Below are 22,329 nucleotides of genomic sequence, written 5' to 3'. Positions count from 1 at the left end.
CGGTGCGCACTAACGTAAATCTCTCACTTAAACAGCCGATTCGACGATTCCCTGCAGGATCGACGTTGGGAAACGTCGAACCCGCGGGGAACCGTCGAATCGGGAAGAACTAGATTCAGGCGGTACTAGATCGAGTAGCGCTCGTCCTCGTGGTCGCCCGGGTGGTCCTTCACCAGGCCGGCGGCCAGCGTGTTGCCGTCCAGGGGGTCGATCACCAGGAAGGCACCGGTGCGGCGGTGGTGCAGGTAGTTTTCCAGCGGCAGCGGCGCGGCGAGCCGGAGCTGCGCGTGGCCGATGTCGTTCAATTCCAGGGTGGACGCCGGCTCCAGCTTGAAGGTGGCCAAGTCAAGTTTGCCGCCAACGTTGCGGACCAGGGCCTGCACCGTGCGGGTGCCGTGCTTCACCAGCACCTTGGCGCCCTCGCGGAGCGGCTTCGGGGACAGCCAGCACAGTGACGCGTACAGGTCTGCCGACGCTTCGCGGACGGTGCCGGCCGCGGCGATGGTGTCACCGCGGGCGACGTCGAATTCCTCAGCCAGGCGAAGGGCCACGGACTGCGGGGCGGCAGCTTCCTCCAGCGAGGCGCCGGCGAAGTCGATGCCCACCACGGTGGTGGTGCGGGGGTCCTGGCCGGGGGTCAGGACGGAGACCTTGTCCCCCACCTTGACCGAGCCCTCAGTGATCTGGCCGGCGTACGCGCGGTAGTCACGGTAGGCCTCCACATCCAGGCCGGCGGCCACGGCGTCCGGAGCCAGGGCGCCCTGGGGCCGGATGACCAGCTGCACCGGGAAGCGGAAGCTCTCCAGGTGGCTTTCCAGCTCGTCGGCGGCCGGAAGGGTTTCGAGGACCTCGAGCAGTGCAGGGCCGGTGTACCAGGGCGTCCGCTCGGAGCGGTCCACCACGTTGTCGCCGTCGAGCGCGGACACGGGCACCACCAGCAGGTCGGTAATGCCGTCCGAACCCAGCCCGAGCTCGCGCCCAACCTGCTGCACGTCCGCTTCAATCTCGCGGAACACGGACTCGCTGAAATCCACCAAATCAATCTTGTTCACGGCCACAATCACGTGCGCCACGCGCAGCAGCTGCAGCACGGACAGGTGCCGGCGGGTCTGCTCCAGCACACCCTTGCGGGCGTCAATGAGTACGACGACGGCATCCGCCGTGGACGCGCCGGTCACCGTGTTCTTGGTGTACTGCACGTGCCCGGGGCAGTCGGCCAGGATGAAGCTGCGGCGGTCGGTGGCGAAGTAGCGGTAGGCGACGTCGATGGTGATGCCCTGTTCGCGCTCGGCACGCAGGCCGTCGGTCAGCAGGGCCAGGTCGATGCCGCCCGCCGCTCCGCCGAAGCCACGGTCCGCGGAGGTGCGTGCAACGGCGTCGAGCGTGTCGGCCAGGATGGCCTTGGAATCGTGAAGGAGGCGGCCCACCAGAGTGGACTTGCCGTCGTCGACCGATCCTGCGGTGGCGAACCGGAAGAGCGTTGTGGGCAGGGCTGTTTCCAGGTCCGCCGGGAGAAGCGCTTCGGTGCTCATTAGAAATACCCGTCCTTCTTGCGGTCTTCCATGGCGGCCTCGGAGATGCGGTCATCTGCACGGGTGGCGCCACGTTCGGTCAGGGTGGAGGCAGCGACTTCAACAACAACGTCAGCCACGGTGTACGCGTCGGACTCGACGGCCCCTGTGCAGGACATGTCGCCCACGGTGCGGTAGCGGACGGTCTTGGTGATGACTTCCTCGGAAGGCAGCGGCTGGGATACCTCACCGACTGCGCGCCACATGCCGTCGCGGGCAAAGACCTCGCGCTCGTGGGCGTAGTACAGGCCGGGGAGCTCGATGTTCTCGCGCTCGATGTAGCGCCAGATGTCCAGCTCGGTCCAGTTGCTGATGGGGAACGCGCGGACATGCTGGCCCACGGTGTGGCGGCCGTTGTACAGGTTCCACAGCTCGGGGCGCTGGTTGCGCGGGTCCCACTGGCCGAACTCATCGCGCAGGCTCAGGATGCGCTCCTTGGCGCGGGCCTTGTCCTCGTCCCGGCGGCCGCCGCCGAAGACGGCGTCGAACTTGTTCTGCTGGATGGCGTCCAGCAGCGGGACGGTCTGCAGCGGGTTGCGGGTGCCGTCGGCACGCTCGGCCAGCTCGCCGCGGTCGATGAATTCCTGCACGGAGCCGACGACGAGCTTCAGTCCCAGCCGCTCGACGGTGCGGTCGCGGAAGTCGATGACCTCGGGGAAGTTGTGGCCGGTGTCCACATGCAGCACAGGGAACGGGACCTTGCCTGGCCAGAACGCCTTGGTGGCCAGGTGCAGCATCACCACGGAGTCCTTGCCGCCCGAGAACAGCAGCGCGGGCTTCTCGAACTCGGCGACTACCTCACGGATGATGTGGATGGCCTCGGACTCGAGGGTGTCCAAGCTGCTCAGTCGGGTGGAGACGGCGGAGTCAGTCACCTGGGTAGTCTCCTCGGTTAGGAAAGTGCTCATACGTGTAGTCCGCATTCTGTCTTGTCGGAGCCCGCCCAGCGGCCGGCGCGGGGGTCATCGCCCGGCGCCACCTTCCGGGTGCAGGGCTGGCAGCCAATGGAGGGGTAACCCTGGGAAAGCAGCGGGTTGACGGGCAGGAGGTTGTCGTCCGAGTACTGGACCAGCTGGTCGAAGGTCCACGCGGCCATCGGGTTTACCTTGACCAGGCCGTTGGCCTCGTCCCAGGTGACCAGCGGCGTGTTGGTGCGGGTGGGGGCTTCGTCGCGGCGGACGCCGGTGAACCAAAGCTCGTAGCCGGACAGGGTGCGGCGCAGCGGGGCCACCTTGCGGAGCGCGCAGCACTGGGCAGCGTCGCGGGCGAAGAGGTCCTTGCCCAGGAGCCGGTCCTGCTGCTCCACGGTGTTTTCGGGAAGCACGTCCACCACGTTGACCCGGAGGTTTGCCGCCACCTCGTCGCGCGTGGCGTAGGTTTCCGGGAAGTGGTAGCCGGTTTCAAGGAACAGGACGTCGACGCCGGGCAGCTGGTCCGCCACCAGGGCGGGCAGGACGGCGTCGGCCATGGAGCAGGCGACGGCGACCGCGGGCAGATCGAAGTTCCGCTCCACCCAAGCGATCACGTCGCGGGCCGGGGCGTCCCAGCCGAGCTCGGCAGCGCCGGCCTCGGCCAGGGCCTTCAGCTCGTCCTTGCTGCGGAGGGCGGGAGCAGCGGAGGCCACAGTCTCCTCAACCGTTGCCGAAGCCTCAGCCGGTGCAACAACCGGATCAACACCAAGTGCGTGCTTACTCACTGGAGTGCCTCCTCGTCTGCTGCGTGGGCCCACTCGGCGAAGGTCTGGCCTTCGGCGCGCTGGGCTACGAAGGTGCGGACTACGCGCTCCACGTAGTCGGGCAGGTCATCAACGTAGACCTTGAGGCCGCGGACGGTGCGTCCCAGGCCTGCTTCCTCGCGTTCGTTGGAAGCCAGGCCGCCGCCCAAGTGGACCTGGAAACCCGGGGAGGGGTCGCCGTCGGGCGTGGGAAGCATCATCCCCTTGAGGCCGATGTCCGCGGTCTGGATGCGGGCGCAGGAGTTGGGGCAGCCGTTGATGTGCAGGGACAGCGCGTGCGGCAGTTCACCGGAGGCGGCGAGGTCGCCCAGCCGGCGTTCCAGCTCAGCAACGGCGGTCGCAGCGGTGTGCTTGGTCTCCACGATGGCGAGCTTGCAGTATTCGATGCCGGTGCAGGCGATGGTGCCTCGGCGGAACACGGACGGTCGGGCGGACAGGCCCAGCGCGTCCAGCTCGGCCACCAGGGGCTCCACGTGCTCCTTTTCGACGTCCAGGACCACAAGCTTCTGGTGCGGGGTGGTGCGCAGGCGGTAGGAGCCGCGGGCCTCGAGGGTGTCCGCGAGCTTGACCAGCCCGGCGCCGGACAGCCGGCCGGCCAGCGGGGTGGCGCCGATGAAGAACTTGCCGTCCTTCTGCTCGTGCACGCCGATGTGGTCACCGGGGGACGTGGGCTTGGGCGCGGCCGGACCGTCGGCCAGCTTGTAGCCCAGGTATTCGTCCTCGAGGATCTGGCGGAACTTCTCGGGCCCCCAGTCTGCCATCAGGAACTTCAGGCGGGCCTTGGTGCGCATGCGGCGGTAGCCGTAGTCGCGGAAGATGCTGGTGACGCCGAGCCACACGTCCGCAGCTTCCTCGGGGCGGACGAACGCACCCAGTCGCTTGCCGAGCATCGGGTTGGTGGACAACGCGCCGCCGGCCCAGAGGTCGTAGCCGATGCCGAGTTCCGGGTGTCGGACACCCACCAGGGCGAAGTCGTTGATCTCGTGGACCACGTCCTGGCTGGGGTGGCCGGTGATGGCCGTCTTGTACTTGCGCGGCAGGTTGGACAGCAGCGGGTTGCCGATGAACCGCTCCCCCAGCTCTTCAATGAGCGGGGTGGGATCGATGATCTCGTCCTTGGCGATGCCGGCTACCGGTGAACCCAGGATGACGCGCGGAACGTCGCCGCAGGCCTCGGTGGTGGAGAGGCCAACACCTTCCAAGCGGGTCCAGATCTCGGGGATGTCCTCCACTCGGATCCAGTGCAGCTGGATGTTCTGGCGGTCCGTGAGGTCGGCCGAGTCCCGTGCAAAGTCAACGGAGATCTGGCCGATGACGCGCAGCTGCTCGGTGGTGAGAGCGCCGCCGTCGATCCTCACACGGAGCATAAAGTACTTGTCCTCGAGCTCGTGCGGCTCAAGGGTTGCGGTCTTGCCTCCGTCGATCCCGGGCTTGCGCTGGGTGTAGAGGCCCCACCAGCGGAACCGGCCGTGCAGGTCCTGGCCGGGGATGGCGTCGAAGCCCTCTTTGGAGTAGATGGTTTCGATACGCTCGCGCACGTTAAGGCCGTCGTCTTCCTGTTTCCAGGTTTCGTTGGCGTTCAGGGGCGTTTTGCCGTCCACTTTCCACTGACCGTGCGGCTTCGCGGCGGGTCGGGACGGGCGGGCCGGGCGCTTCGGGGCGGCGGTGTCCTCGGACGCTCCGGCTAGAGCTGTATCAGTCATGCATCGACTGTAGGTCCCGCCCGAATAGCGTCACAAAGGCCCGGAAACGTTGAGTCACCTAGGGAAATATTTCGTCACGAAACGCCGGACGGCCTTGAAGAAGCCACCCTCCTGTGCATCCGATCTGGCTTCCGTAGGGGCTGCGGCGGGCTCGTTGGATGGCGCTTCGGTTGGTGTTTCGGTTGCGGTTTCGGCGGCCTTCGCGACGGCGGCGTCGTACCTTTCCAGCGCGATCTCGGCCAACACCGGGGACGGCAGCAGCGGTTCCGTTACAACGTCGGCACCCGCCTTGGCGAGCTGGTCATGGAAGTAGCCCGGCGCCAGGAGGTAGGAGGCAATCACCACGCGCCCGCCGACGTCGTCAGCTCCGGCGGACTCCCCCGCCCCGGCACCTCCTTCAAGTTCCTCGCGAAGCATCGTGACGGCGTCGGGCACGGAAGGCTTGGCGGAGGCACCATAGGCGGCCACCATCCGGTTGGTCCGCAACTCCTGGAGCTGGCCCAGCAGTTCCTCCACGCTCACCGCTGCCCTGGGGTTCGACGAGCCCGCGGCGGCCAGGACAATCACGTCGCGGTCCGTCACCCCGGCCTCGCGCAGCCGCTGGTCCAGCAGCGCGGCAAGACGCGGATCCGGACCCAGCGGCGCGGCAGCCGCACTCCCAGGACGGCTCTTAACTGCCTTCGCAATGTCCACCTTCACGTGGTATCCCACGCTTAGCAGCAACGGCACCACCACTGCGGACTCCCCCTCCGGCAGGCCCGCCACCACGTCCACCAAGTCCGGCTGCTGGACGTCCACGTACGCTTCGCGGATGTCGAGGCCCGGGCGGAGCGCGGCGATGGCATCCCGCAGCGCGTTCACCTCCGCAGCACCCTGTGTGCTGGACGTCCCATGGGCGCAGGCGATCATGATGGGGCTGTTCATAGGGGCTAGCGTAACGTTGGAGCCGCCCTGTCCGCCCTCTTTGAACTGCCGGGACGCTCCATGACATTCCCTTTTGACATCGCCCTGGTATGGCTGGACCTGGCCGGTGTCTTCTTCTTTGCTGTCTCGGGATCCTTGCTGGCGGCCCGGAAGCAGTTCGACATTGTGGGCTCGCTACTATTGGCCTCCCTGGTGTCACTCGGCGGCGGCGTCATCCGGGACATCATTCTCAACAGCGTCCCTGCCGCCTTCACCAATCCGGCCTATCTCGTGCCGCCGCTGCTGGCCACGTTCCTGGTGTACTTCCTGTTTTCCAGCGTGGAACGCTTCACGTCGCTGCTGGTCCTGTTCGACGCCGGCGGACTGGCCCTGTTCTGCATCACCGGAACCCTGAAAGCGCTGTCCTTCGGCGTCAACCCGGTGGCGGCGGTGCTGCTGGGCGTTACCACGGCGGTGGGCGGCGGGCTGCTGCGCGACATCACTGCCAACGAAGTGCCGCAGCTGTTCAACTCCCGGGACTTATACGCTGTTCCGGCCTTCAGCGGCGCGGCACTGACCACGGTGCTGTGGGTAACGGGAGCCTTTAATGCGTTGACCGCCTGCGTGGTGGCTGCCCTCGTTTTTGTGTTCCGGGTAGTGGCCTGGCGGCGCTCCTGGCATATCCCGCTGGCCGTCAACGGGTGGCACCGCACCAGCTCTGCGGGCGGCGAATCACGGAGCGGCTTTTAGCTAGGATATGAAGCATGACTGACATGTTCCTCGAGAAATTCCGTGCGCTGGTTCCGAAGTATCTCGAGGACGAATGGCAGGAAGAGGACGGGCTGCCCGCCGAGGAGCTGGACAAGGCCCTGGCCGACCACCAATTCGAGATCCCCTTGGTCCTCCGCGAGTTCTACTTGGCCATCGGCGGCTGCGAGGACTTGATGGAGGCCTACCACTACTTCTGGGATCCCGACGAGCTCGAAGTCGACGACGAAGGCTTCCTGATGTTCCTCGAGGATGAGGAAGAGGAGTACACCTGGGGCTTCCGCGTCGGCGACCTCGGCGTCCCGGATCCCATCGTGTACCGCCGCAACAACACCCGCGGCCAGTGGAAGTCCGAAGAGGGCACGTTCTCGGAGTTCGTGTTCGACATGTTCGAGTGGGCGTTCGAGGACGACGAAGACTAGGGTGTCCTGGCTTGGCAGGGTGCTGGGCTACGTCCGACGACCGGAATGCGTAACTTATGGTGCCGGAGTGGGCCACGGACGCGGGATTTGCATGGAACTGATTTTCTGCAGTGGCTAAAAGCTGCGCATTCTGGTCTGGCGCGTGGCCGTCCCGACCGGAAAAACGCCCCTGCGCCTGAGCTCGAGGACTGCCAGGACCTCCGCAACCATCGCATCCGGCGAATGGACCACGTCTTCGTAGTAATAGCGGAGCACTAGATATCCACCCACGATGCTCTTGTTGTTCCGCCGCTGGTCCTTCTTGACCGCCCGTGGTTCGAAGTGGGTGGCACCGTCGGTTTCCACCACAAGGCATTCCTCTATCAGGAAGTCCACCTCGCCCACACCGGGAATCACGACGTGCCTGCGCACCCGCAGGCCGGCCCGGACGAAGTAGGTGTTGGCCAGAACCTCAAGTAATGAGTCTGCCCTGGGAATCACGAGGTCCAGTACCGAGCGCACTTTGCCGTTCCGGCGGCCTTGGCATTTTTCAAACAGGAACTCCAGCGAAATACTTCCGTTGCCCACCGCCGACTGCACCATGACTAGCGCTTCCAGTTCGGGCAGGCAGTGCAGGGCATGGAGCAGCACGTCTGCGAGCCCAACTACAGGCAGCCAAGCATGCCGTGGATGCGTGGGGCGGCCGTGGTCCTTCACGCCAGGGGTGCTGGTGGGGTGACTGCGGCAGAGGTGCACGAATGTGGCGGTGTTGAGTGTCCAGAGCTCATAAACGGGAGCGGCCGAGAGACAGGTCAGCCTGCCGCCGGCAGCCAAGGCTGAGGTCAGGACGCCTGGGCCCGGCACCGCGTAAACGCCGCGTCGCACCTTGACCACCACTCCCAGTGCGACAGCCTGATTAACCGCTGCCCGCGTATAGCCGGACTTCTTCAACTGCGATGCCCGAGCCGCCCCGCCCTGCCGGTTCAGGTAATCGATGATGTCCATCAGCCCAGCGTGTCGTTGCTCAAGACCCCCTCGCGAGAGAGGACTGGTGCTATGTGGACAACACACAACCCGAGTCATGGGCGACGCTTAAAACCCGAATGCGTGACTTTTAGCGGCTGGCTCCGACTTACATCCCGCCATTCTGCGGGCAACACTGGTGCAGTGGCTCATAAGAGACGCAATTAGGGCGTACAACGGCAAGAAAGTCTTTGACAAGGCCGTAACAACGGACTTGCATCTTGTGACAAAGCTGTCATAAACTATTCACGGATCCGCTAAACGCCTCCGGCGGGTCTGATGCGAACGGAGAGATAGCCTCGGCTCACAGCACGGATGACTCGTCATTCAGCGCTGCGGACCGGGGCTGTCCCGTTTAACGGCAGGCGCCACCAGCCCACCCAAGCAGAAAGCCCGGCGCCACCACGGAGCCGGGCTTCCACAGAGAAAGCTAGCTGGCGCGGTCCACCACGGCCATCGCGAAATTGGACAGCGATTCCTTGACCACCCCTTCGGGCAGCGGGGCCAGCGCGGCAATGGCCTCATTTGCCCACTGGCGCGCCACCACCCAGGATTCGGCGGTAACCGGGTGCCCGCGAAGACCGGCAACAGCCTCGGCCAGTGCTTCGTCGGAGGTCAGGTCGCCATCGATGAGCTGGAGAAGTTCGACGGCGGACCGGTCACCATCGGCAGCGGCCCTGCGCAGGAGCAGCACCGGCAGCGTGGGAACACCTTCGCGCAGGTCCGTTCCCGGGGACTTGCCGGACTTGACCTTGATGCCGGTGACATCAATGACGTCGTCGGCAAGCTGGAAGGCCACACCCACCTTCTCGCCGTACTCCACCAAAACGGACTCGAAGGCGGGGTCAGCGCCGGCAAAGATGGCGCCGAGCTGGCCGGATGCCGCAACCAGGGAACCCGTCTTGTCTGCAATCACCGAAAGGTAGTGCTCCACGGGATCCTCGTCCGGGCGTGGCCCGACCGTTTCGTGCAGCTGGCCCAGGCACAACCGCTCGAAGGTGCGCGCCTGGATCCCCAGCGCGCGCGAGCCGAGCTCGGACACCAGGATCGAGGCCCGGGCAAAAATCAGGTCGCCGGTGAGGACCGCAACAGAGTTGCCCCACACCTCGTGGGCCGTGGGGGCACCGCGGCGGAACGGAGCGGAGTCCATCACGTCGTCGTGGTACAGGGTGGCGAGGTGCGTCAGTTCCACCACGACGGCGGCCTGCACCACGGCGGGAAGCGATGCGTCGCCGAGGTGGGCGCAAAGGAGCGTCAGCAAAGGCCGGATGCGCTTGCCGCCGGCTTCCACCAGGTGGCGCGACGTTGCGTCAGCCAGCGGATCGGAGTTGGCAATGGCTTCGCGGAGTTTCTTCTCCACGCGGGCCAGGTTGGTGGTGATGGCCGGCCCCAGCTCGGCATCCCCGGCGATGGCGGCGAAGCCAGCGGGCAGCTGCAAACCCGTCGCGATGGCGGTGGTGTTGAGGCTGGGTTCGGACTCCGGCAGGCCGTGCCCGGCGTGCGTCCAGCTGTGGTCTGCGGGGTTGTTCACTGGTTAACCCTAACTTTTTGTTGCGGATACCGCTGATTCGAAGCCGACGGAGCGTGCGATGTGTTTGTTGTGGCCGGAACCAGGGATTCCAGGACCCGGATCACCCGGTCCTCGAAGCCCTTCGCCGCGGGGTCCGTGAGGTTGGCCAGGAGCCGGACCACGAACCGCATCAGCACCGGGATGGGCATGCCGGTCCGGAGCGCGAGCTTCATGACCGCCGGCTTGCCGATCAGTGCGGCGAACGCCCGCCCCAGCGTGAAGTGCGAGCCCCACTGGTCCCGCACATAGCCCGCGTACCGCGAGAGGTGCGTGTCGGCGTCGTACGTTCCGCCGGAAGAGGCCGCGCGCGAGGAGGCGTCGATGATGAACTCGGCGGCGAAACGCGCGGACTCCATGGCGTAGGAGATGCCCTCGCCGTTGAACGGGGACACCATGCCGCCGGCGTCCCCGAGGAGGAGCAGTCCGGGTGAGTAATGCGGCGTTCGGTTGAAGCCCATCGGCAGCGCGGCGCCGCGGATTTCGCCCACCTGGTTCTCGGGCGTGAAGCCCCAGTCGGCGGGCATCCCGGCGGTCCACTCGCGGAGGACCTGCTTGTAGTCGAGCTTCCCGAATTCCTTGGACGAGTTCAGGATGCCCAAGCCCACGTTGGACGTGCCGTCACCGACGCCGAACACCCAGCCGTAGCCCGGCAGCAGCTTGCCGTCGCGGCCGGGGAGCTCGAGCCAGCCCTCCATCCAGTCATCGTCCGTGCGCGGCGAGGTGAAGTACGTGCGAACAGCCACGCCAAGCGGGCGGTCGTCACGTTTCTGGATGCCGAGGGATACGGCCGTGCGCGTGGAGTTTCCGTCAGCGGCGAGTACGACGTCGGCACTGAAGTCGTGCGTCTCCCCCGTCTTGCGTCCGGACTCGTCAAGGACGGCGGCGCGGACGCCGGTGACCCGGCCGTCGTCGTTCCGGAGGGCTTCGGTGACGCTGTGCCGCTCAAGGATTGTGGCGCCGGCGGCCCGGGCGTGGAGGGCCAGTTCCTCGTCAAAACCCAGCCGGGTGCGGATGAGTCCGTACTGCGGAAAATCGGACACTTCGGGCCAGGGCAGCTCGATGGTGCGTCCGCCCGCGATTAGGCGCAGGCCCTTGTTGCGGCGCCACCCGTCACCTTCAGGGTGTGGCAGGCCGAGTTTCTGGATTTCGCGGACAGCGCGCGGGGTGAGGCCGTCGCCGCAAACCTTCTCGCGCGGGAAGCTCGTCTTCTCCAAGACGGTGACGTCGATGCCGGCCTTGGCAAGGTAGTACGCGGCGGTGGAGCCGGCCGGCCCCGCGCCGACAATCAATACCCTCACAGGTCAGCGGGTGTTGCGGCGCAGCTTGGCCACGGGGCCCTTGTGCGCGGCGATGGCGGCAGCTGCGCCGTCTGGTGTTGAGTCGGGGGCCTTGAACGCACGGTGCACGGCCACGATTCCGCCGGACAGGTTGCGGTAGGTGACCTTCTCCCAACCGGTTTCCTCCAGCCATGCTGCGAGGTGGTCCTGGTCCGGCCAGGCGCGGATGGATTCGGCGAGGTACACGTAGGCGTCCGGGTTGGAGGCCACCTTCCTGGCTACGGGCGGGAGGGCGCGCATGAGGTATTCGGTATACATGGTGCGCCAAAGCGGAACCACGGGCTGGGAAAACTCGGCGATGACCAGGCGACCGCCGGGCTTGGTGACGCGGAGCATCTCCTGCAGGGCCTTCTTGGGCTCGTTGACGTTGCGCAGGCCGAAGGAGATGGTGGTGGCGTCGAACGTGTTATCGGCGAACGGCAGGTTAGTGGCGTCTCCGGCGATGAAGTCGATGTCCGGGCGGCGGCGCTTGCCGACCTTGAGCATTCCGAGGGAGAAGTCGCAGGCCACCACGTCTATGCCTGCATCGGCATATGGCTCACTGGAGGTACCTGTTCCGGCGGCCAGGTCCAGGACCCGCTGGCCCTTGACGGCTTCCATTGCCTCCACCACTACCTTGCGCCAGCGGCGGGTCTGCCCCAGGGACAGGACATCGTTGACGACGTCGTATTTGGGGGCGACGTCGTCAAACATCGTGGCTACTTCGTCCGGACGCTTATCCAAGGATGCTCGGTTCACCATGACATTGTCTCAAATGTTCAGGAGGGTCCGGACCAAGGCCCGCGCCAATGCTCCGGCCCGGCCCGCGGTGGGTATCGGGGTACAAGTGGTTCGAGGCGCCGCACGCCACTGCGGTTTAGCGTGAGGGGTAGTGTTGATCCATCATGACCAGCACGTTCCGCACCTTGACAGTCCCCCTTGACGGCCAAAAATTCCCCGGGGGGCTGCCGTCGTTTCTGGTCCGGGACGATGTGCTCTGCTGGACCCGCCGTGAGGCAGGGCTGGTGGGCTTTGGCGAGATCACCCGCTTCACCGCCACCGGTCCCGAGCGCTTCCTCGAAGCCGATATCTGGTGGCGCCACCTGGTCCTCGAAGCCGACATCACGGACTCCGTGGAACTCCCGGGGACAGGTCCAGTGGCCTTCGGATCCTTCGCTTTCTCCAAGACTTCAGCCCACGAATCCCGGTTGATCGTGCCCGAGGTTGTTGTGGGCGTCCGTGACGGCCAGGCCTGGCTCACCCAGTTGACGTTCGACGACGGCCCCCTCACCGAGCAGGGCGCCCTCGCCGCACTGGACCGTTTGCTGGGCAGCAGCTCCCCCTCCGGCGAAAGCACGATGGCGGCAGCGGACTCTGCCGGGGACGGTACCTCCGGCGCGGTTCGCCCGCGGTCAGGCGGCGCCGTCGTACGTCCCCTTCCCCTTGCTGCCGGCGCAACCCTGCACACGGGATCGCTGAGCGAGGAGGACTGGATGGCTGCCGTGGAAGCAGGTGTGGCCGAAATCCGGACCGGTGCGCTGGAGAAGCTGGTACTGGCGCGCGACGTCGTTGCCACCGTTCCGTCCGGCGTGAACGCCGCGCAGGTGCTGCGGGAGCTCGCCGGCCGATACCGCGAATGCTGGACGTACGGGGTGGACGGGCTGGTCGGCGCAACGCCTGAGATGCTGATCCAAGTGGAGGGACGTACCGCCCAGGCGCGCGTGCTGGCCGGCACCCTGGACCGCCGCGATGCGCACGGCGAGGACGGCCTCCCTATGGATTACGCCACCCGGGTGCTCGCAGGATCAGAGAAGCAACGGCATGAGCACGAAATCGCGATCCAGTCGCTCACGTCCCAGCTGGCGCCGTTCTCCGAAGCGATGAACGCGCACGATGAACCCTTCATCCTGGAGCTGCCAAACGTCTGGCACCTGGCCTCGGACGTGAAGGCAGAACTCACTGAGGTGGAAGGTCACGTCCCCACATGCCTCGCCCTGATCAACGCGCTGCACCCCACTGCCGCCGTTTGCGGGACCCCCACCCAGGTGGCCGGCGCGCTCATCCGCAAGCTGGAGCACCTGGACCGCGGGCCGTACGCCGGTCCGGTGGGATGGCTGGATGCCGCCGGAAACGGCGAGTGGGGCATTGCCCTGCGCGGAGCGGTCATCGAGTCCCGCGACACCGTGCGACTGTATGCCGGCTGCGGAATAGTGGACGGCTCCCAGGCCGAAGCTGAGCTCGCGGAGACCTGGGCGAAGTTCCGGCCCATGCTGGAGTCGCTCGGAATCAGCAACTAGCCAGAGAGTCCGGGATACGGGACACCGCTGCTTCACCTAGGCTTGAAACAACGGTAAATTGGTTATCCAATAGTGAATCTAAGTTTCCTGTGATGCATATCTCCTAATCGGCGCTACACTATGAACCGATTTAGTACCGCACACTCCTGCAACAAAAGGTAAGAAACATGCAGCTCAAGTCCCTGGCCACGGCCAAGATCACCGCCAAGGCAGCAGCACTGTTCGCCGTCGGCGCCCTCACCCTCACGGCCTGCGGCGGCGGAAGCTCCACACCGGCAGCCTCCGAAGGCGGCATCCAGCTCATCAACGCCGGCAAGCTGACGGTGTGCTCGGACATCCCCTACGAGCCGTTCGAATTCGAGAAGGACGGCCAGACGGTCGGCTTCGACGTGGACATCGCCAAGGAACTCGCCAAGGACTTCGGCGCCGAACTGAGCATCGTGGACAGCTCGTTCGAGGCAATCGAGACCGGCACCGCGCTGACCCAGTGCGATCTCGGTATCTCCTCCATCTCCATCACGGACACCCGCAAGTCCGTAATGGACTTCTCCACCCCTTACTTGGATGACGACCTGGCCCTCGTAGCCAGCGAAGAGTCCGGCATCACGGGCCTCGATGGAGCCAAGGGCAAGAAGGTGGGCGTCCAGCAGGCCACCACCGGCGCCGAGTACGCACAGGAGAAGGGCCTGGACGCCCAGCAGTTCGAGGACACGGGCCTCCTCGTGCAGGCGCTCGAGGCCGGCACCATCGACGCCGCCCTGGGGAACCAGTCCGTCCTCGGCTACGCCATCAAGGACCAGCCCAAGTTCAAGAGTGTTGAGGAGTTCGCCACGGGCGAGCAGCTGGGCATCTCCATCAAGAAGGGCAACACCGCCATGGCGGAGAAGGTCAACGGCACGCTCAAGCGCCTCACCGACGACGGCTCCCTCGAGAAGTTCAAGACCACCTGGTTCGGCGAAACCGCCAAGTAGCCAAGACCGCCAAGTAGTCGCCGTGCAGGCCTGAGGCTCCCCCGCCCTGGTTCGGTCACGGCCCTGAGAACTACGCAGCCGGGGGCCCCGGACGAGCTGTACCGCAGTCCGTCCGGGGCCTCTGCCACGCACAACGAATGTGAGCAACCCATGGCAATGACCGCACGTCAGCGAGCCAGAGTAAGCCTGTATGTCCAGGCCGGAATCTTTGTTGTGGCCGTCGCCGCGCTGATCCTGGCCACCGACTGGGAGACCATCGGCAACAGCGTCTTCAACTTCGCCAAGATCGGCCCCATGTTCCCGGGCATCTTTATGACCGGACTGGTGAACACCCTGATCTACACCTTCCTCGGCTTCATCGTGGGCCTCTCCGGCGGCCTGCTGCTGGCCTTGATGAAGCTGTCCAGCTTCCCGCTGTACCGCTGGATCGCCACCGGGTACATCGAATTCTTCCGCGGCATCCCCGCCCTGCTGGTCTTCATCGCTTTCGGCTACGGCGTTCCGCTGGCGTTCGGCGTCTCGTGGAACATCACCGTGATCGTAATGATCTCGCTCGGCATGGTGGCTTCGGCCTACATTGCCGAAACGCTCCGCGCAGGCCTGCAGGCAGTACCCAAGGGCCAGCTCGAGGCCGCCCGTTCCCTGGGCATGCCCCAGTGGCGCGCCATGGTCACCATCGTCATCCCGCAGGCATTCAAGATCGTCCTGCCGCCGCTGACCAACGAGGTCATCCTGCTCACCAAGGACTCCTCGCTGATCTACGTCCTGGGCCTCACCGCATCCCAGTATGAGCTCACCAAGTTCGGCCGCGACGGCATCTCCAGCCTCGGCGCAGGCCTCACCCCGCTCCTCGTGGCCGGCGCCTTCTACCTGGTGATCACCATCCCCCTGAGCCTCCTGGCCCGGAAGTTCGAAAGCCGCAGCGCGCGGACCAAGCGATAGGCAGGGAAGACAAATGAACGACGTCGTAAACAACTCCCGCGGTGGCACGGCAACTGTCCACGCCGCCGGCGTGGAGATCAAGGACCTGCGCAAGTCTTACGGATCCAACGAGGTCCTGAAGGGCATCAGCCTGGCCGTGGCGCCGGGCGAGGTGGTGTGCCTGATTGGGCCCTCCGGGTCCGGCAAGTCCACCCTGCTGCGGTGCGTCAACCTGCTGGAGCAGCCCAACCAGGGCAGCGTCCACGTAGGCGGTTTCGAGGCCACCGATCCCGATGTGGACATCGACAAGATGCGCCGCAAGGTGGGCATGGTGTTCCAGCAGTTCAACCTGTTCCCGCACCTGGACGCCAAGCGCAACTGCTCCATCGCTCAGACGAAGGTCCTCAAGCGCTCCCAGGCTGAGGCGGACAAGGTGTCCCTGCACAACCTGGAGCGTGTGGGGCTGGGACACCTCGCGGACCGTTTCCCGGACCAGCTTTCCGGCGGCCAGCAGCAGCGTGTGGCCATTGCCCGCGCGCTGAGCATGGACCCGGAGCTGATGCTCTTCGATGAGCCCACCTCGGCGCTGGACCCGGAGACCGTGGGTGATGTCCTCTCGGTTATGCGGAACCTCGCCAAGGAGGGCATGACCATGCTGGTGGTGACCCACGAGATGGGCTTCGCCCGCGAAGTGGCCGACCGCGTGGTGTTTATGGACGGCGGCGTTGTGGTGGAGGAAGGCGTGGCCGAACAGGTCATTTCCGCCCCCACGCAGCCTCGCACCAAGGAGTTCCTGCGCCGCGTGCTCGATCCGACGCACATCGAGATCGAGGAGTAGGCGCGTTTATCGACGCGGTTATCCGCTGACGACAGCCACCTGCCCCGGCGCTACGGACGTATCCGTAGCGCCGGGGCATTTGCGTGTCACGGGGGCTTTTGCGCGTGGGCCTCGCAGGGAGCGTACGACGGCGGGGCCAGCCATCCGCTTCCGGCCTTCGTTCCGGCCGGGTCCTTTACTTCAACGAGTGTTGCATTCGACAATGGGTCCCTTACAGCCTCCACTGGCTCAGCAGCGCGCTGCCAATCCGCATAGCAGGCCTACCTGGCCGCTCTACCCAGGAGCGCTGGCATGACAGATCCGATAACCACATCCCAGGCCGCATCGGCGATGTCTGATCGCGCGGCACGGCTGGCCTCGATTCCCTCCTTCCAGCGGGTCGACGCCTTCTTCACGGCGGCCAGGCTGCGCCGGCAGGGCCACACGGGCATCTGTGATTTCACCTTCGGCAACCCCCACCAGATGCCTGCAGACCGCTACGTCAACACGCTGCGGGACGCGCTTACTCCGCAGCATGACCAGTGGTTCGCGTACCAGACCAACGGTGACGCAGCCCGGGAGGCTGCCGCGGAGTCGCTTCAGCAACTGCTGGACGTCCCGTTCCGTCCGCAGGATATCTACCTCACCACCGGTGGCTTCGCCGCCATCGCGCTGGCGCTGAAGACCGTGGCCGATCCGGGCGACGAAGTCATCTACAGCCTTCCGCCGTGGTTCCTGTATGAGCCGCTGATCCTTGAAGCCGGGCTCGTCCCGGTTAAGGTCAACACCGCCACGTTCGACCTGGATATCGACTCGATCGCGGCTGCCATCACGGAACGCACCAGGGTGGTGATCGTCAATTCGCCCAACAATCCCACCGGGCGGATCTATCCTCCGGAACTGCTGGGCAGGCTGGCGGAACTGCTGGAGGCGGCCTCGGCGCGGACCGGCCGGCGCATCTACCTGGTCTCGGACGAGGCCTACAACCGGATTGTGTTCGACGGCCTCCGCTTCCACAGCCCGGTGGAGTTTTATGCGCACACGCTGCTGGCTTACTCCTACGGCAAGACGCACCTCTCGCCGGGCCAGCGGGTGGGGTACCTGGCGCTGCCGCCCACCATGCCGGACCGGGATGGGATGCGCCCCGCCATCACCGGCCTGCAAGTTGCCATGGGCTGGATTTACCCGAACGCCTTGCTCCAGCACGCGCTGCCCGAACTGGAGAAGTTCTCCATCGACGTAAACCAGTTGCAGCGGCGGCGTGACCGGCTCATGGACGCGTTGGGCGGCATGGGCTACCGGGTGCCGCGGCCCGACGGCACCTTCTACTTATATGTGCCGTCCCCCACCCCGGACGACGAGGCGTTCACCGAGTCACTCGTCCGCCGGGGTGTGTTTGTTTTCCCGGGAACGCTGTTCGAGACGCCGGGCTTCTTCCGGATCTCCCTGACCGCCAACGAGGACATGATCGAACGCAGCCTGCCGGCATTTGAAGCGGCGATAAAGGAAGTCAGGAGCGAGCGATGAACCAACGGACCTACCCGCAGGGTGTCCCGTCCTGGGTGGACACAGAGCAGCCCGACGTCGAGGCAGCCATTGACTTCTACGGCGGACTCTTTGGCTGGACCTTCGAGGACGTCATGCCACCGGGAGCGCCGGGCCGCTACCTGATAGCGAAGCTCGACGGCCTGGACGTTGCCGGCTTGGGCAGCGGCGGGGAACGAACGGCGTGGAATACGTACATAGCCGTCGACGACGCCGACGACGCTGTGAGCAAGCTGGTCACCGCCGGCGCGAAAGTAGTATCCACCCCGGAAGATGCGGGAGAGGGCGGCCGCAGCGCCGCGCTGGCAGACCGGAAGGTGCCGGGTTCCGCCTCTGGCAGGCGAAGCGGCGGCTGGGGGCGCAGGTGGTCAACCAGCCGGGTGCCTGGAATTTCAGCGACCTCCACACGCCGGACCCCGGCGAGAGTATTGCGTTTTACGCGAAGGCATTCGGCTGGCAGGTTGACGACGTCGGGTTCGGGTTGATGGTCCGCCGGCCCGGCTACGGCGACCATCTCGAGGCCACGACCGATCCGGATATCAGGGCACGGCAATCAGGGATCTCCGCGCCACCCGGCTTCGAAGACGCCATCGCCTGGATTGCCACCACTGCAGCAGGCGAAGCGCCGCACTGGCACGTTACCTTCGCCGTTGCAGACCGCGACCAGACCGTGGCCGACGCCGAGCGGCTCGGCGCCGAGATCCTGGGGCAGGACGACACCGCGTGGACCCGCGAAGCACTGATCCGGGACCCGCAGGGAGCGGTCTTCAGCGCAAGCCAATTCACGCCTCCCACCGGCTGAGTGGCTAGCCCGCCAGCACTCCCCCGACCGCTGCGGCAACTGCGTCTTTAATCCGCCCGTGCAGGGCGCGCAGGCCGTGCCGGTCCGTGCGGACTTCCACGATGCTGCGGCCCTCGATCGGCTGGCTGAGCGCTTCGGCGAGTGCCGCCGTCGTACTTACTGAGCAGTGCCCGACGCCGTACCCTGCGGCGAGTGCCGCGAGGTCCACTGTGTGCGGGGTGCCGAAGAGGCGTTCGACGGCGTCACCGTACGTCCCGGCCTCACGCACCGCACCGTGTTCGAGGAGGTCGAAGATGGCTCCGCCGGCGTCGTTGAGTACAACGATCCGCAAGTCCGGCTGCTCCTCCCCGCTTCCAAGGAGCAGGCCGCCGGCGTCGTGCAGGAAGGTCACGTCGCCCAGCAGGACTGTGGTTTCCTGCCGGCCGCCGAGCGCTATGCCCGTGGCGGTGGAGATGGTGCCGTCAATCCCGGCGAGGCCGCGGTTGGCGTAAACGGTGGCGGCAGGTTCAGGGGCTGGCAGGCCAGCCAGATCGACGTCGCGGATTCCGTTGGAAGAGCCCAGCAGCAGCTGGCCCCGGGCGTGCTTCCACACCAGCGACCCGACGTCCGGTCCGGTGGCGGGCGCTTCCTCAGCCAGGATCCGGTCAAGCGCGTGCTGGGCGGCCGATCCTGCGAGCAGCCATGTGTCCAGCCAGGACGACGGGCCGCGGCCGGCGAAATCAGCGAGGTCCGCGAGGCTTTCCAGCGGCAGTTCCGTGCGCCGGCCGGGTTCGTACCAGGCCACCGGAAGCGGCTGGTACAGGGCGGACTGGACGTCCGGGCGGGCCAGCAGTGCCGCGACCGGCCGGGACAACGTGGGGCGGCCGAACAGGACAACCCGCTCGATCGGCGTTGCTGACCCGGGCCCAAAGTGTTCCAGCAGCAGCCGGTACGGCCCCACGGCGTTGGGCCCGAAGCGGGCGTTGGAGGAGGGCTCTGCCAGCAGCGGCAGGCCATGGGCGCGGGCGAACGCCTCGGCGACCGGGCCGGCGTCGTGGCCTGCGAGGACAACAGTGCGCCGCTCGGGCAGGTCGGTGGACGCCGGCGGCAGATTCATGACGAGCGGCTCGGTGGCCCCCCGGTAGCGAGGCCGATCAGCCGACGTCGGCAGCTTCTCTCCGGTCCCGGGAACCAGCGGATCCCGGAAGGCCAGGTTGAGCTGGACCGGGCCGGGGGCAAGGTCGGGGAACGCCCCGGTGGCCGCGGACAGGCCGGTCCTGATGGCGCGTTCGGGGTCGGTACCGGCGGGGATGTCGACGGCGAAGCGAACCTGCTCACCAAAAATGTCAGGCTGGATGGTGGTCTGGTTGGCGCCGGTCCCGCGCAGTTCCTCCGGCCGGTCGGCGGACAATACGATCAGCGGCACGGCCGCATGGTTGGCCTCCATCACGGCCGGCAGCAGGTTGCCGACGGCGGTCCCGGACGTGGTGAGCACAGCCGCGGGCGAGCCGGTGGCCAGTGCCAGGCCCAGGGCGGTAAACCCGGCGGAACGCTCATCGATCCGGACCAGCAACTCAATTCGACCTTGCGCCGACGCTTCCGCCAACGCATAAGCCATGGGGGCGGACCGGGAACCGGGCGAGACCACCGCGTGCTGCACACCGCCGTCGACCAGTATCTGCACAACGATTCGGGCCGCAGCGAGGGACGTCAGGGAATTCTCAGAAGGCACTGGTCCAGTCTGCCACCCCGACGCCCGCTCACTCGTGGCCGCCCCAAAAGAAACGCCCGCTCACCCTCCGCGGTCTTGCTGAAGAGAGGGTGAGCGGGCGTCACAGGAAAAGCGGCCTTAAAAGAGCGGGCGTCAGAGGAAAAGCGGCCGTAAGTGAGCGCGCGCCGTGGTGTGCCGGCAGGGTTTAGCCGCGGAACACCTGGATCACTGACGGGCGGGGTGCGCGTGCCTGGCCGCGGGCCGGCGTCGTTCCGGCCGGGACGTAGTCCGGGAAGAAGGAGACCTGCTTTTCGAACGTCCCGTCCTCGCCCGGGTGCTGCACGGAAACAAACACGGTGCGCTCCTCGTCGTGGATGATGGGTCCGCAGGTTTCGCCGTCGCGCGGGACGGCGAGGAACTGCTCCACCTTGCCCCGCTCTGCGCCTTCCAGGGTGACCTTGAAGAGGCCGTCCGCCTTGCCGATGCCGGAGGGGGCGCCGTCGGTGGAGATCCAGAGGTTGCCCACGGAGTCGAACGCAAGGTTGTCCGGGCAGGAGATCGGCGAGACCTTGTCCACCGGGAAGCCGGAGAAGTAGGTGACATCACCCTGAGCGGGATCGCCGCATACCATCAGCAGGTTCCACGTGAAGGTGGTTGAAGTCTGGTCGCCGGTTTCGGTGATTTCCACAACGTGGCCGTCGCGGTTCTCGTTGCGCGGGTTGACCTCGGTGGCCTTTTCGTTGGAACCGGTGCCGCGGTTGGAGTTGTTGGTGCAGGCCACGTAGACCTTGCCGGTGTGCAGGCTGGGCTCCACGTCCTCGCAGCGGTCCATCTTGGTGGGGCCAACCTTGTCCGCTGCGACGCGCGTGTACACCAGGACCTGCTCCACGGACATGCCGGGAACTGCGGACTTGCCGTCCACCACCAGCGGCAGCCATTCGCCGATGCCGTCAAAAGCGCCGTCTGAAGGCACGTTTCCGGTGCCGGTGATCTCAGCAGCAGGCGAATTGCCGGTGAACCTGGCGACGTACAGGCTGCCGGCCGACAGCAGCGTCATGTTGTGCTTGCGGTCGGCAGCCGTTGTACCTGGACGGTACTTGTCCTTCGACACGAACTTGTACAGGTAGTCGAAGCGCTCGTCATCGCCGGAGTAGGCCACAACGTGCCCGGACTCGGCAATGATCACGTTGGCGCCCTCGTGCTTGAAGCGGCCCAGCATCGAGTGCTTCTTCGGGGTGGAGGAGGGGTCGAACGGGTCAACTTCCACGATCCAGCCGAAGCGGTTGGCCTCATTCTCGTAGCCCGGGTTGCGGGTGTTCCAGCGGTCCTCGTCCAGCTCCCACTTGCGGGCGGTGGCCTTGTTGGTCAAACCGTAGCGCTTGTCCTCCGGGGAGGTGCCCGGGGAGACGAAGTAGCCGTTGAAGTTCTCCTCGCCGGAGAGGATGGTGCCCCAGGGGGTGGTGCCGCCGGCGCAGTTGCCCAGCGTGCCCCTGATGAAGCGGCCGGCCTGGTCGTCCTTCGTCTTGACCAGCGATGAGCCAGCGGCCGGACCGGTCAGTTCGTAGACGGTGTTGTTCAGGTAACGGCGGTTCAGGGGCGCGCCCTTGACGTAGGTCCACGGCTTGTTCTTGTTCTGGCGCTCCAGCTCCACCACGGTAAGGCCGTGCGCGGCCGCCCCCACGGCACGCATCTGCTCGGCGGGCATGGTGGCCGGGAACATGATGTTCTCGTTGGTGTACTCATGGTTGGCAAAGAGCACCGCGCGGCGGCCCTTGCTGCCCGGGACTTCCAGGATGTCCGTGTAGTCGTTGTTGTAGCCGAACTGCTTTTCCTGAGCGGCGGCCGTCTGGTTGTCCAGGTCGAACTCCGGCGCGTCATTGAAGATGGGGTCGCCCCAGCGGATCACCGGCTTCCAGGTGAAGCCTTCCGGAACCGTGACGGCGTCGACGGAGGCGTCGATCGGCGGGATGGCGGTGAACTGGAGCTTCGACTTGCCGAAGCCCTCCTTGGCGGCCTTTGAAAGGCCGGCAGCGCTTGCGGATTCAGGGGACGTGGCGGCACTGCCGAGCACGACGGCGAGCGCACCGGCGGCGCCGAAGCCCAGGGCGGCGCGGCGGGACATGGTGGCGGAGGCAATGTCGCGGAAGTAGCTGTTGGAGCTGGTGTTGCAAACGTCGCCGGAGCAGGCGTTGTCGCACTTGAGCGCACAGGTGACGGCGCTGCGCTTGCCCTTGGTGTGGCCGAGCATCGGCAGCAGGGTGAACTTGCGGGCAGTCGTTTCAGACATGGGGGCCTT

Annotated in this window: 20 protein-coding genes; 9 read left to right on the top strand and 11 right to left on the bottom strand. The window is 66.2% G+C overall.

Annotated features, from left to right (window positions below; all coding sequences use genetic code 11):
• Positions 1-125: 125 nt before the first annotated feature.
• From QFZ70_RS04220 to QFZ70_RS04200, 5 genes are read right to left on the bottom strand one after another with little or no spacing between them, the layout of a single operon-like run.
• A complete protein-coding gene (locus tag QFZ70_RS04220; RefSeq protein ID WP_307094241.1) occupies positions 126-1,532 on the bottom strand; it encodes a sulfate adenylyltransferase subunit 1 in 1,407 nt (468 codons plus the stop codon).
• Positions 1,532-2,479: a sulfate adenylyltransferase subunit CysD gene (cysD, locus tag QFZ70_RS04215; RefSeq protein ID WP_307094240.1), complete on the bottom strand. Its 948-nt coding sequence runs from the start codon at positions 2,477-2,479 to the stop codon at positions 1,532-1,534. The genes QFZ70_RS04220 and cysD overlap by 1 nt, the downstream gene beginning before the upstream one ends.
• Positions 2,476-3,267: a phosphoadenylyl-sulfate reductase gene (locus QFZ70_RS04210; RefSeq protein WP_373461529.1), complete on the bottom strand. Its 792-nt coding sequence runs from the start codon at positions 3,265-3,267 to the stop codon at positions 2,476-2,478. The genes cysD and QFZ70_RS04210 overlap by 4 nt, the downstream gene beginning before the upstream one ends.
• Positions 3,264-5,009 carry a nitrite/sulfite reductase gene (locus QFZ70_RS04205; protein WP_307094239.1) on the bottom strand — a complete coding sequence of 582 codons (1,746 nt, stop codon included), beginning with the start codon at positions 5,007-5,009 and terminating at the stop codon, positions 3,264-3,266. The genes QFZ70_RS04210 and QFZ70_RS04205 overlap by 4 nt, the downstream gene beginning before the upstream one ends.
• Before the next feature lie 54 nt (positions 5,010-5,063).
• The gene (locus tag QFZ70_RS04200) at positions 5,064-5,933 is read right to left on the bottom strand and encodes a sirohydrochlorin chelatase (protein WP_307094238.1); all 870 of its coding nucleotides are present in this window, start codon (positions 5,931-5,933) and stop codon (positions 5,064-5,066) included.
• Positions 5,934-5,993: 60 nt separating this feature from the next.
• On the opposite strand from QFZ70_RS04200, the gene QFZ70_RS04195 reads away from it, so the two are divergent.
• Both QFZ70_RS04195 and QFZ70_RS04190 read left to right on the top strand, forming a co-directional pair.
• Positions 5,994-6,662 carry a trimeric intracellular cation channel family protein gene (locus QFZ70_RS04195; protein WP_307094237.1) on the top strand — a complete coding sequence of 223 codons (669 nt, stop codon included), beginning with the start codon at positions 5,994-5,996 and terminating at the stop codon, positions 6,660-6,662.
• 14 nt (positions 6,663-6,676) lie between these two features.
• Positions 6,677-7,102 carry a hypothetical protein gene (locus QFZ70_RS04190; protein ID WP_307094236.1) on the top strand — a complete coding sequence of 142 codons (426 nt, stop codon included), beginning with the start codon at positions 6,677-6,679 and terminating at the stop codon, positions 7,100-7,102.
• A gap of 114 nt (positions 7,103-7,216) precedes the next feature.
• On the opposite strand, the gene QFZ70_RS04185 is transcribed toward QFZ70_RS04190, so the two are convergent.
• The 4 genes from QFZ70_RS04185 to QFZ70_RS04170 all read right to left on the bottom strand — a co-directional run bounded on the left by QFZ70_RS04185 (position 7,217) and on the right by QFZ70_RS04170 (position 11,749).
• Positions 7,217-8,086 carry an endonuclease domain-containing protein gene (locus tag QFZ70_RS04185; RefSeq protein WP_307094235.1) on the bottom strand — a complete coding sequence of 290 codons (870 nt, stop codon included), beginning with the start codon at positions 8,084-8,086 and terminating at the stop codon, positions 7,217-7,219.
• A gap of 448 nt (positions 8,087-8,534) precedes the next feature.
• Positions 8,535-9,635 carry a polyprenyl synthetase family protein gene (locus QFZ70_RS04180; RefSeq protein WP_307094234.1) on the bottom strand — a complete coding sequence of 367 codons (1,101 nt, stop codon included), beginning with the start codon at positions 9,633-9,635 and terminating at the stop codon, positions 8,535-8,537.
• Positions 9,632-10,972 (bottom strand): geranylgeranyl reductase family protein, encoded by a 1,341-nt coding sequence (locus QFZ70_RS04175; RefSeq protein ID WP_307094233.1) that lies wholly within the window; start codon positions 10,970-10,972, stop codon positions 9,632-9,634. The genes QFZ70_RS04180 and QFZ70_RS04175 overlap by 4 nt, the downstream gene beginning before the upstream one ends.
• A 3-nt stretch (positions 10,973-10,975) precedes the next feature.
• Positions 10,976-11,749 carry a demethylmenaquinone methyltransferase gene (locus QFZ70_RS04170; RefSeq protein WP_307097793.1) on the bottom strand — a complete coding sequence of 258 codons (774 nt, stop codon included), beginning with the start codon at positions 11,747-11,749 and terminating at the stop codon, positions 10,976-10,978.
• A 146-nt stretch (positions 11,750-11,895) separates the two neighbouring features.
• Here QFZ70_RS04170 and QFZ70_RS04165 point away from each other — a divergent pair, with 146 nt between their 5' ends.
• The 7 genes from QFZ70_RS04165 to QFZ70_RS04135 all read left to right on the top strand — a co-directional run bounded on the left by QFZ70_RS04165 (position 11,896) and on the right by QFZ70_RS04135 (position 18,343).
• A complete protein-coding gene (locus QFZ70_RS04165) occupies positions 11,896-13,287 on the top strand; it encodes an isochorismate synthase MenF (RefSeq protein WP_307094232.1) in 1,392 nt (463 codons plus the stop codon).
• Positions 13,288-13,454: 167 nt separating this feature from the next.
• Positions 13,455-14,258: an ABC transporter substrate-binding protein gene (locus tag QFZ70_RS04160; protein WP_307094231.1), complete on the top strand. Its 804-nt coding sequence runs from the start codon at positions 13,455-13,457 to the stop codon at positions 14,256-14,258.
• A gap of 150 nt (positions 14,259-14,408) precedes the next feature.
• Positions 14,409-15,200 carry an amino acid ABC transporter permease gene (locus QFZ70_RS04155; RefSeq protein ID WP_307094230.1) on the top strand — a complete coding sequence of 264 codons (792 nt, stop codon included), beginning with the start codon at positions 14,409-14,411 and terminating at the stop codon, positions 15,198-15,200.
• Positions 15,201-15,213: 13 nt separating this feature from the next.
• Positions 15,214-16,017: an amino acid ABC transporter ATP-binding protein gene (locus QFZ70_RS04150; protein WP_307094229.1), complete on the top strand. Its 804-nt coding sequence runs from the start codon at positions 15,214-15,216 to the stop codon at positions 16,015-16,017.
• Between the two features lie 291 nt (positions 16,018-16,308).
• A complete protein-coding gene (locus tag QFZ70_RS04145; protein WP_307094228.1) occupies positions 16,309-17,523 on the top strand; it encodes an aminotransferase class I/II-fold pyridoxal phosphate-dependent enzyme in 1,215 nt (404 codons plus the stop codon).
• Positions 17,520-18,026: a VOC family protein gene (locus QFZ70_RS04140; RefSeq protein ID WP_307094227.1), complete on the top strand. Its 507-nt coding sequence runs from the start codon at positions 17,520-17,522 to the stop codon at positions 18,024-18,026. Before QFZ70_RS04145 ends, QFZ70_RS04140 begins: the two co-directional genes overlap by 4 nt.
• Positions 17,969-18,343 carry a VOC family protein gene (locus tag QFZ70_RS04135; RefSeq protein WP_307097792.1) on the top strand — a complete coding sequence of 125 codons (375 nt, stop codon included), beginning with the start codon at positions 17,969-17,971 and terminating at the stop codon, positions 18,341-18,343. Before QFZ70_RS04140 ends, QFZ70_RS04135 begins: the two co-directional genes overlap by 58 nt.
• 4 nt (positions 18,344-18,347) lie before the next feature.
• Here the strand turns inward: QFZ70_RS04135 and menD are convergent, their stop codons facing one another.
• Both menD and QFZ70_RS04125 read right to left on the bottom strand, forming a co-directional pair.
• Positions 18,348-20,054 (bottom strand): 2-succinyl-5-enolpyruvyl-6-hydroxy-3-cyclohexene-1-carboxylic-acid synthase, encoded by a 1,707-nt coding sequence (gene menD / locus QFZ70_RS04130; protein WP_307094226.1) that lies wholly within the window; start codon positions 20,052-20,054, stop codon positions 18,348-18,350.
• A gap of 184 nt (positions 20,055-20,238) precedes the next feature.
• Entirely contained in the window at positions 20,239-22,320 is a 2,082-nt protein-coding gene (locus QFZ70_RS04125; protein ID WP_307094225.1) for a PhoX family phosphatase, read from the bottom strand.
• Positions 22,321-22,329: the final 9 nt, after the last annotated feature.

The sequence above is a fragment of the Arthrobacter sp. V1I9 genome (assembly GCF_030817075.1).
In the GTDB taxonomy this organism is placed as follows: Bacteria; Actinomycetota; Actinomycetes; order Actinomycetales; family Micrococcaceae; genus Arthrobacter.
Note: the sequence above shows the minus strand (reverse complement) of the source record. Positions and strands in the feature narration are given on the sequence as shown.

What these genes read in the sequence shown, in the direction of transcription:
- QFZ70_RS04160 (WP_307094231.1), top strand. Translation starts at nt 13,455, where the DNA reads ATGCAGCTCAAGTCCCTGGCCACGGCCAAGATCACCGCCAAGGCAGCA.
- QFZ70_RS04140 (WP_307094227.1), top strand. Translation starts at nt 17,520, where the DNA reads ATGAACCAACGGACCTACCCGCAGGGTGTCCCGTCCTGGGTGGACACA.
- cysD (WP_307094240.1), bottom strand. Translation starts at nt 2,479, where the DNA reads ATGAGCACTTTCCTAACCGAGGAGACTACCCAGGTGACTGACTCCGCC.
- QFZ70_RS04155 (WP_307094230.1), top strand. Translation starts at nt 14,409, where the DNA reads ATGGCAATGACCGCACGTCAGCGAGCCAGAGTAAGCCTGTATGTCCAG.
- QFZ70_RS04165 (WP_307094232.1), top strand. Translation starts at nt 11,896, where the DNA reads ATGACCAGCACGTTCCGCACCTTGACAGTCCCCCTTGACGGCCAAAAA.
- QFZ70_RS04150 (WP_307094229.1), top strand. Translation starts at nt 15,214, where the DNA reads ATGAACGACGTCGTAAACAACTCCCGCGGTGGCACGGCAACTGTCCAC.
- QFZ70_RS04190 (WP_307094236.1), top strand. Translation starts at nt 6,677, where the DNA reads ATGACTGACATGTTCCTCGAGAAATTCCGTGCGCTGGTTCCGAAGTAT.
- QFZ70_RS04145 (WP_307094228.1), top strand. Translation starts at nt 16,309, where the DNA reads ATGACAGATCCGATAACCACATCCCAGGCCGCATCGGCGATGTCTGAT.
- QFZ70_RS04195 (WP_307094237.1), top strand. Translation starts at nt 5,994, where the DNA reads ATGACATTCCCTTTTGACATCGCCCTGGTATGGCTGGACCTGGCCGGT.
- QFZ70_RS04220 (WP_307094241.1), bottom strand. Translation starts at nt 1,532, where the DNA reads ATGAGCACCGAAGCGCTTCTCCCGGCGGACCTGGAAACAGCCCTGCCC.
- QFZ70_RS04125 (WP_307094225.1), bottom strand. Translation starts at nt 22,320, where the DNA reads ATGTCTGAAACGACTGCCCGCAAGTTCACCCTGCTGCCGATGCTCGGC.
- QFZ70_RS04185 (WP_307094235.1), bottom strand. Translation starts at nt 8,086, where the DNA reads ATGGACATCATCGATTACCTGAACCGGCAGGGCGGGGCGGCTCGGGCA.
- QFZ70_RS04200 (WP_307094238.1), bottom strand. Translation starts at nt 5,933, where the DNA reads ATGAACAGCCCCATCATGATCGCCTGCGCCCATGGGACGTCCAGCACA.
- QFZ70_RS04205 (WP_307094239.1), bottom strand. Translation starts at nt 5,009, where the DNA reads ATGACTGATACAGCTCTAGCCGGAGCGTCCGAGGACACCGCCGCCCCG.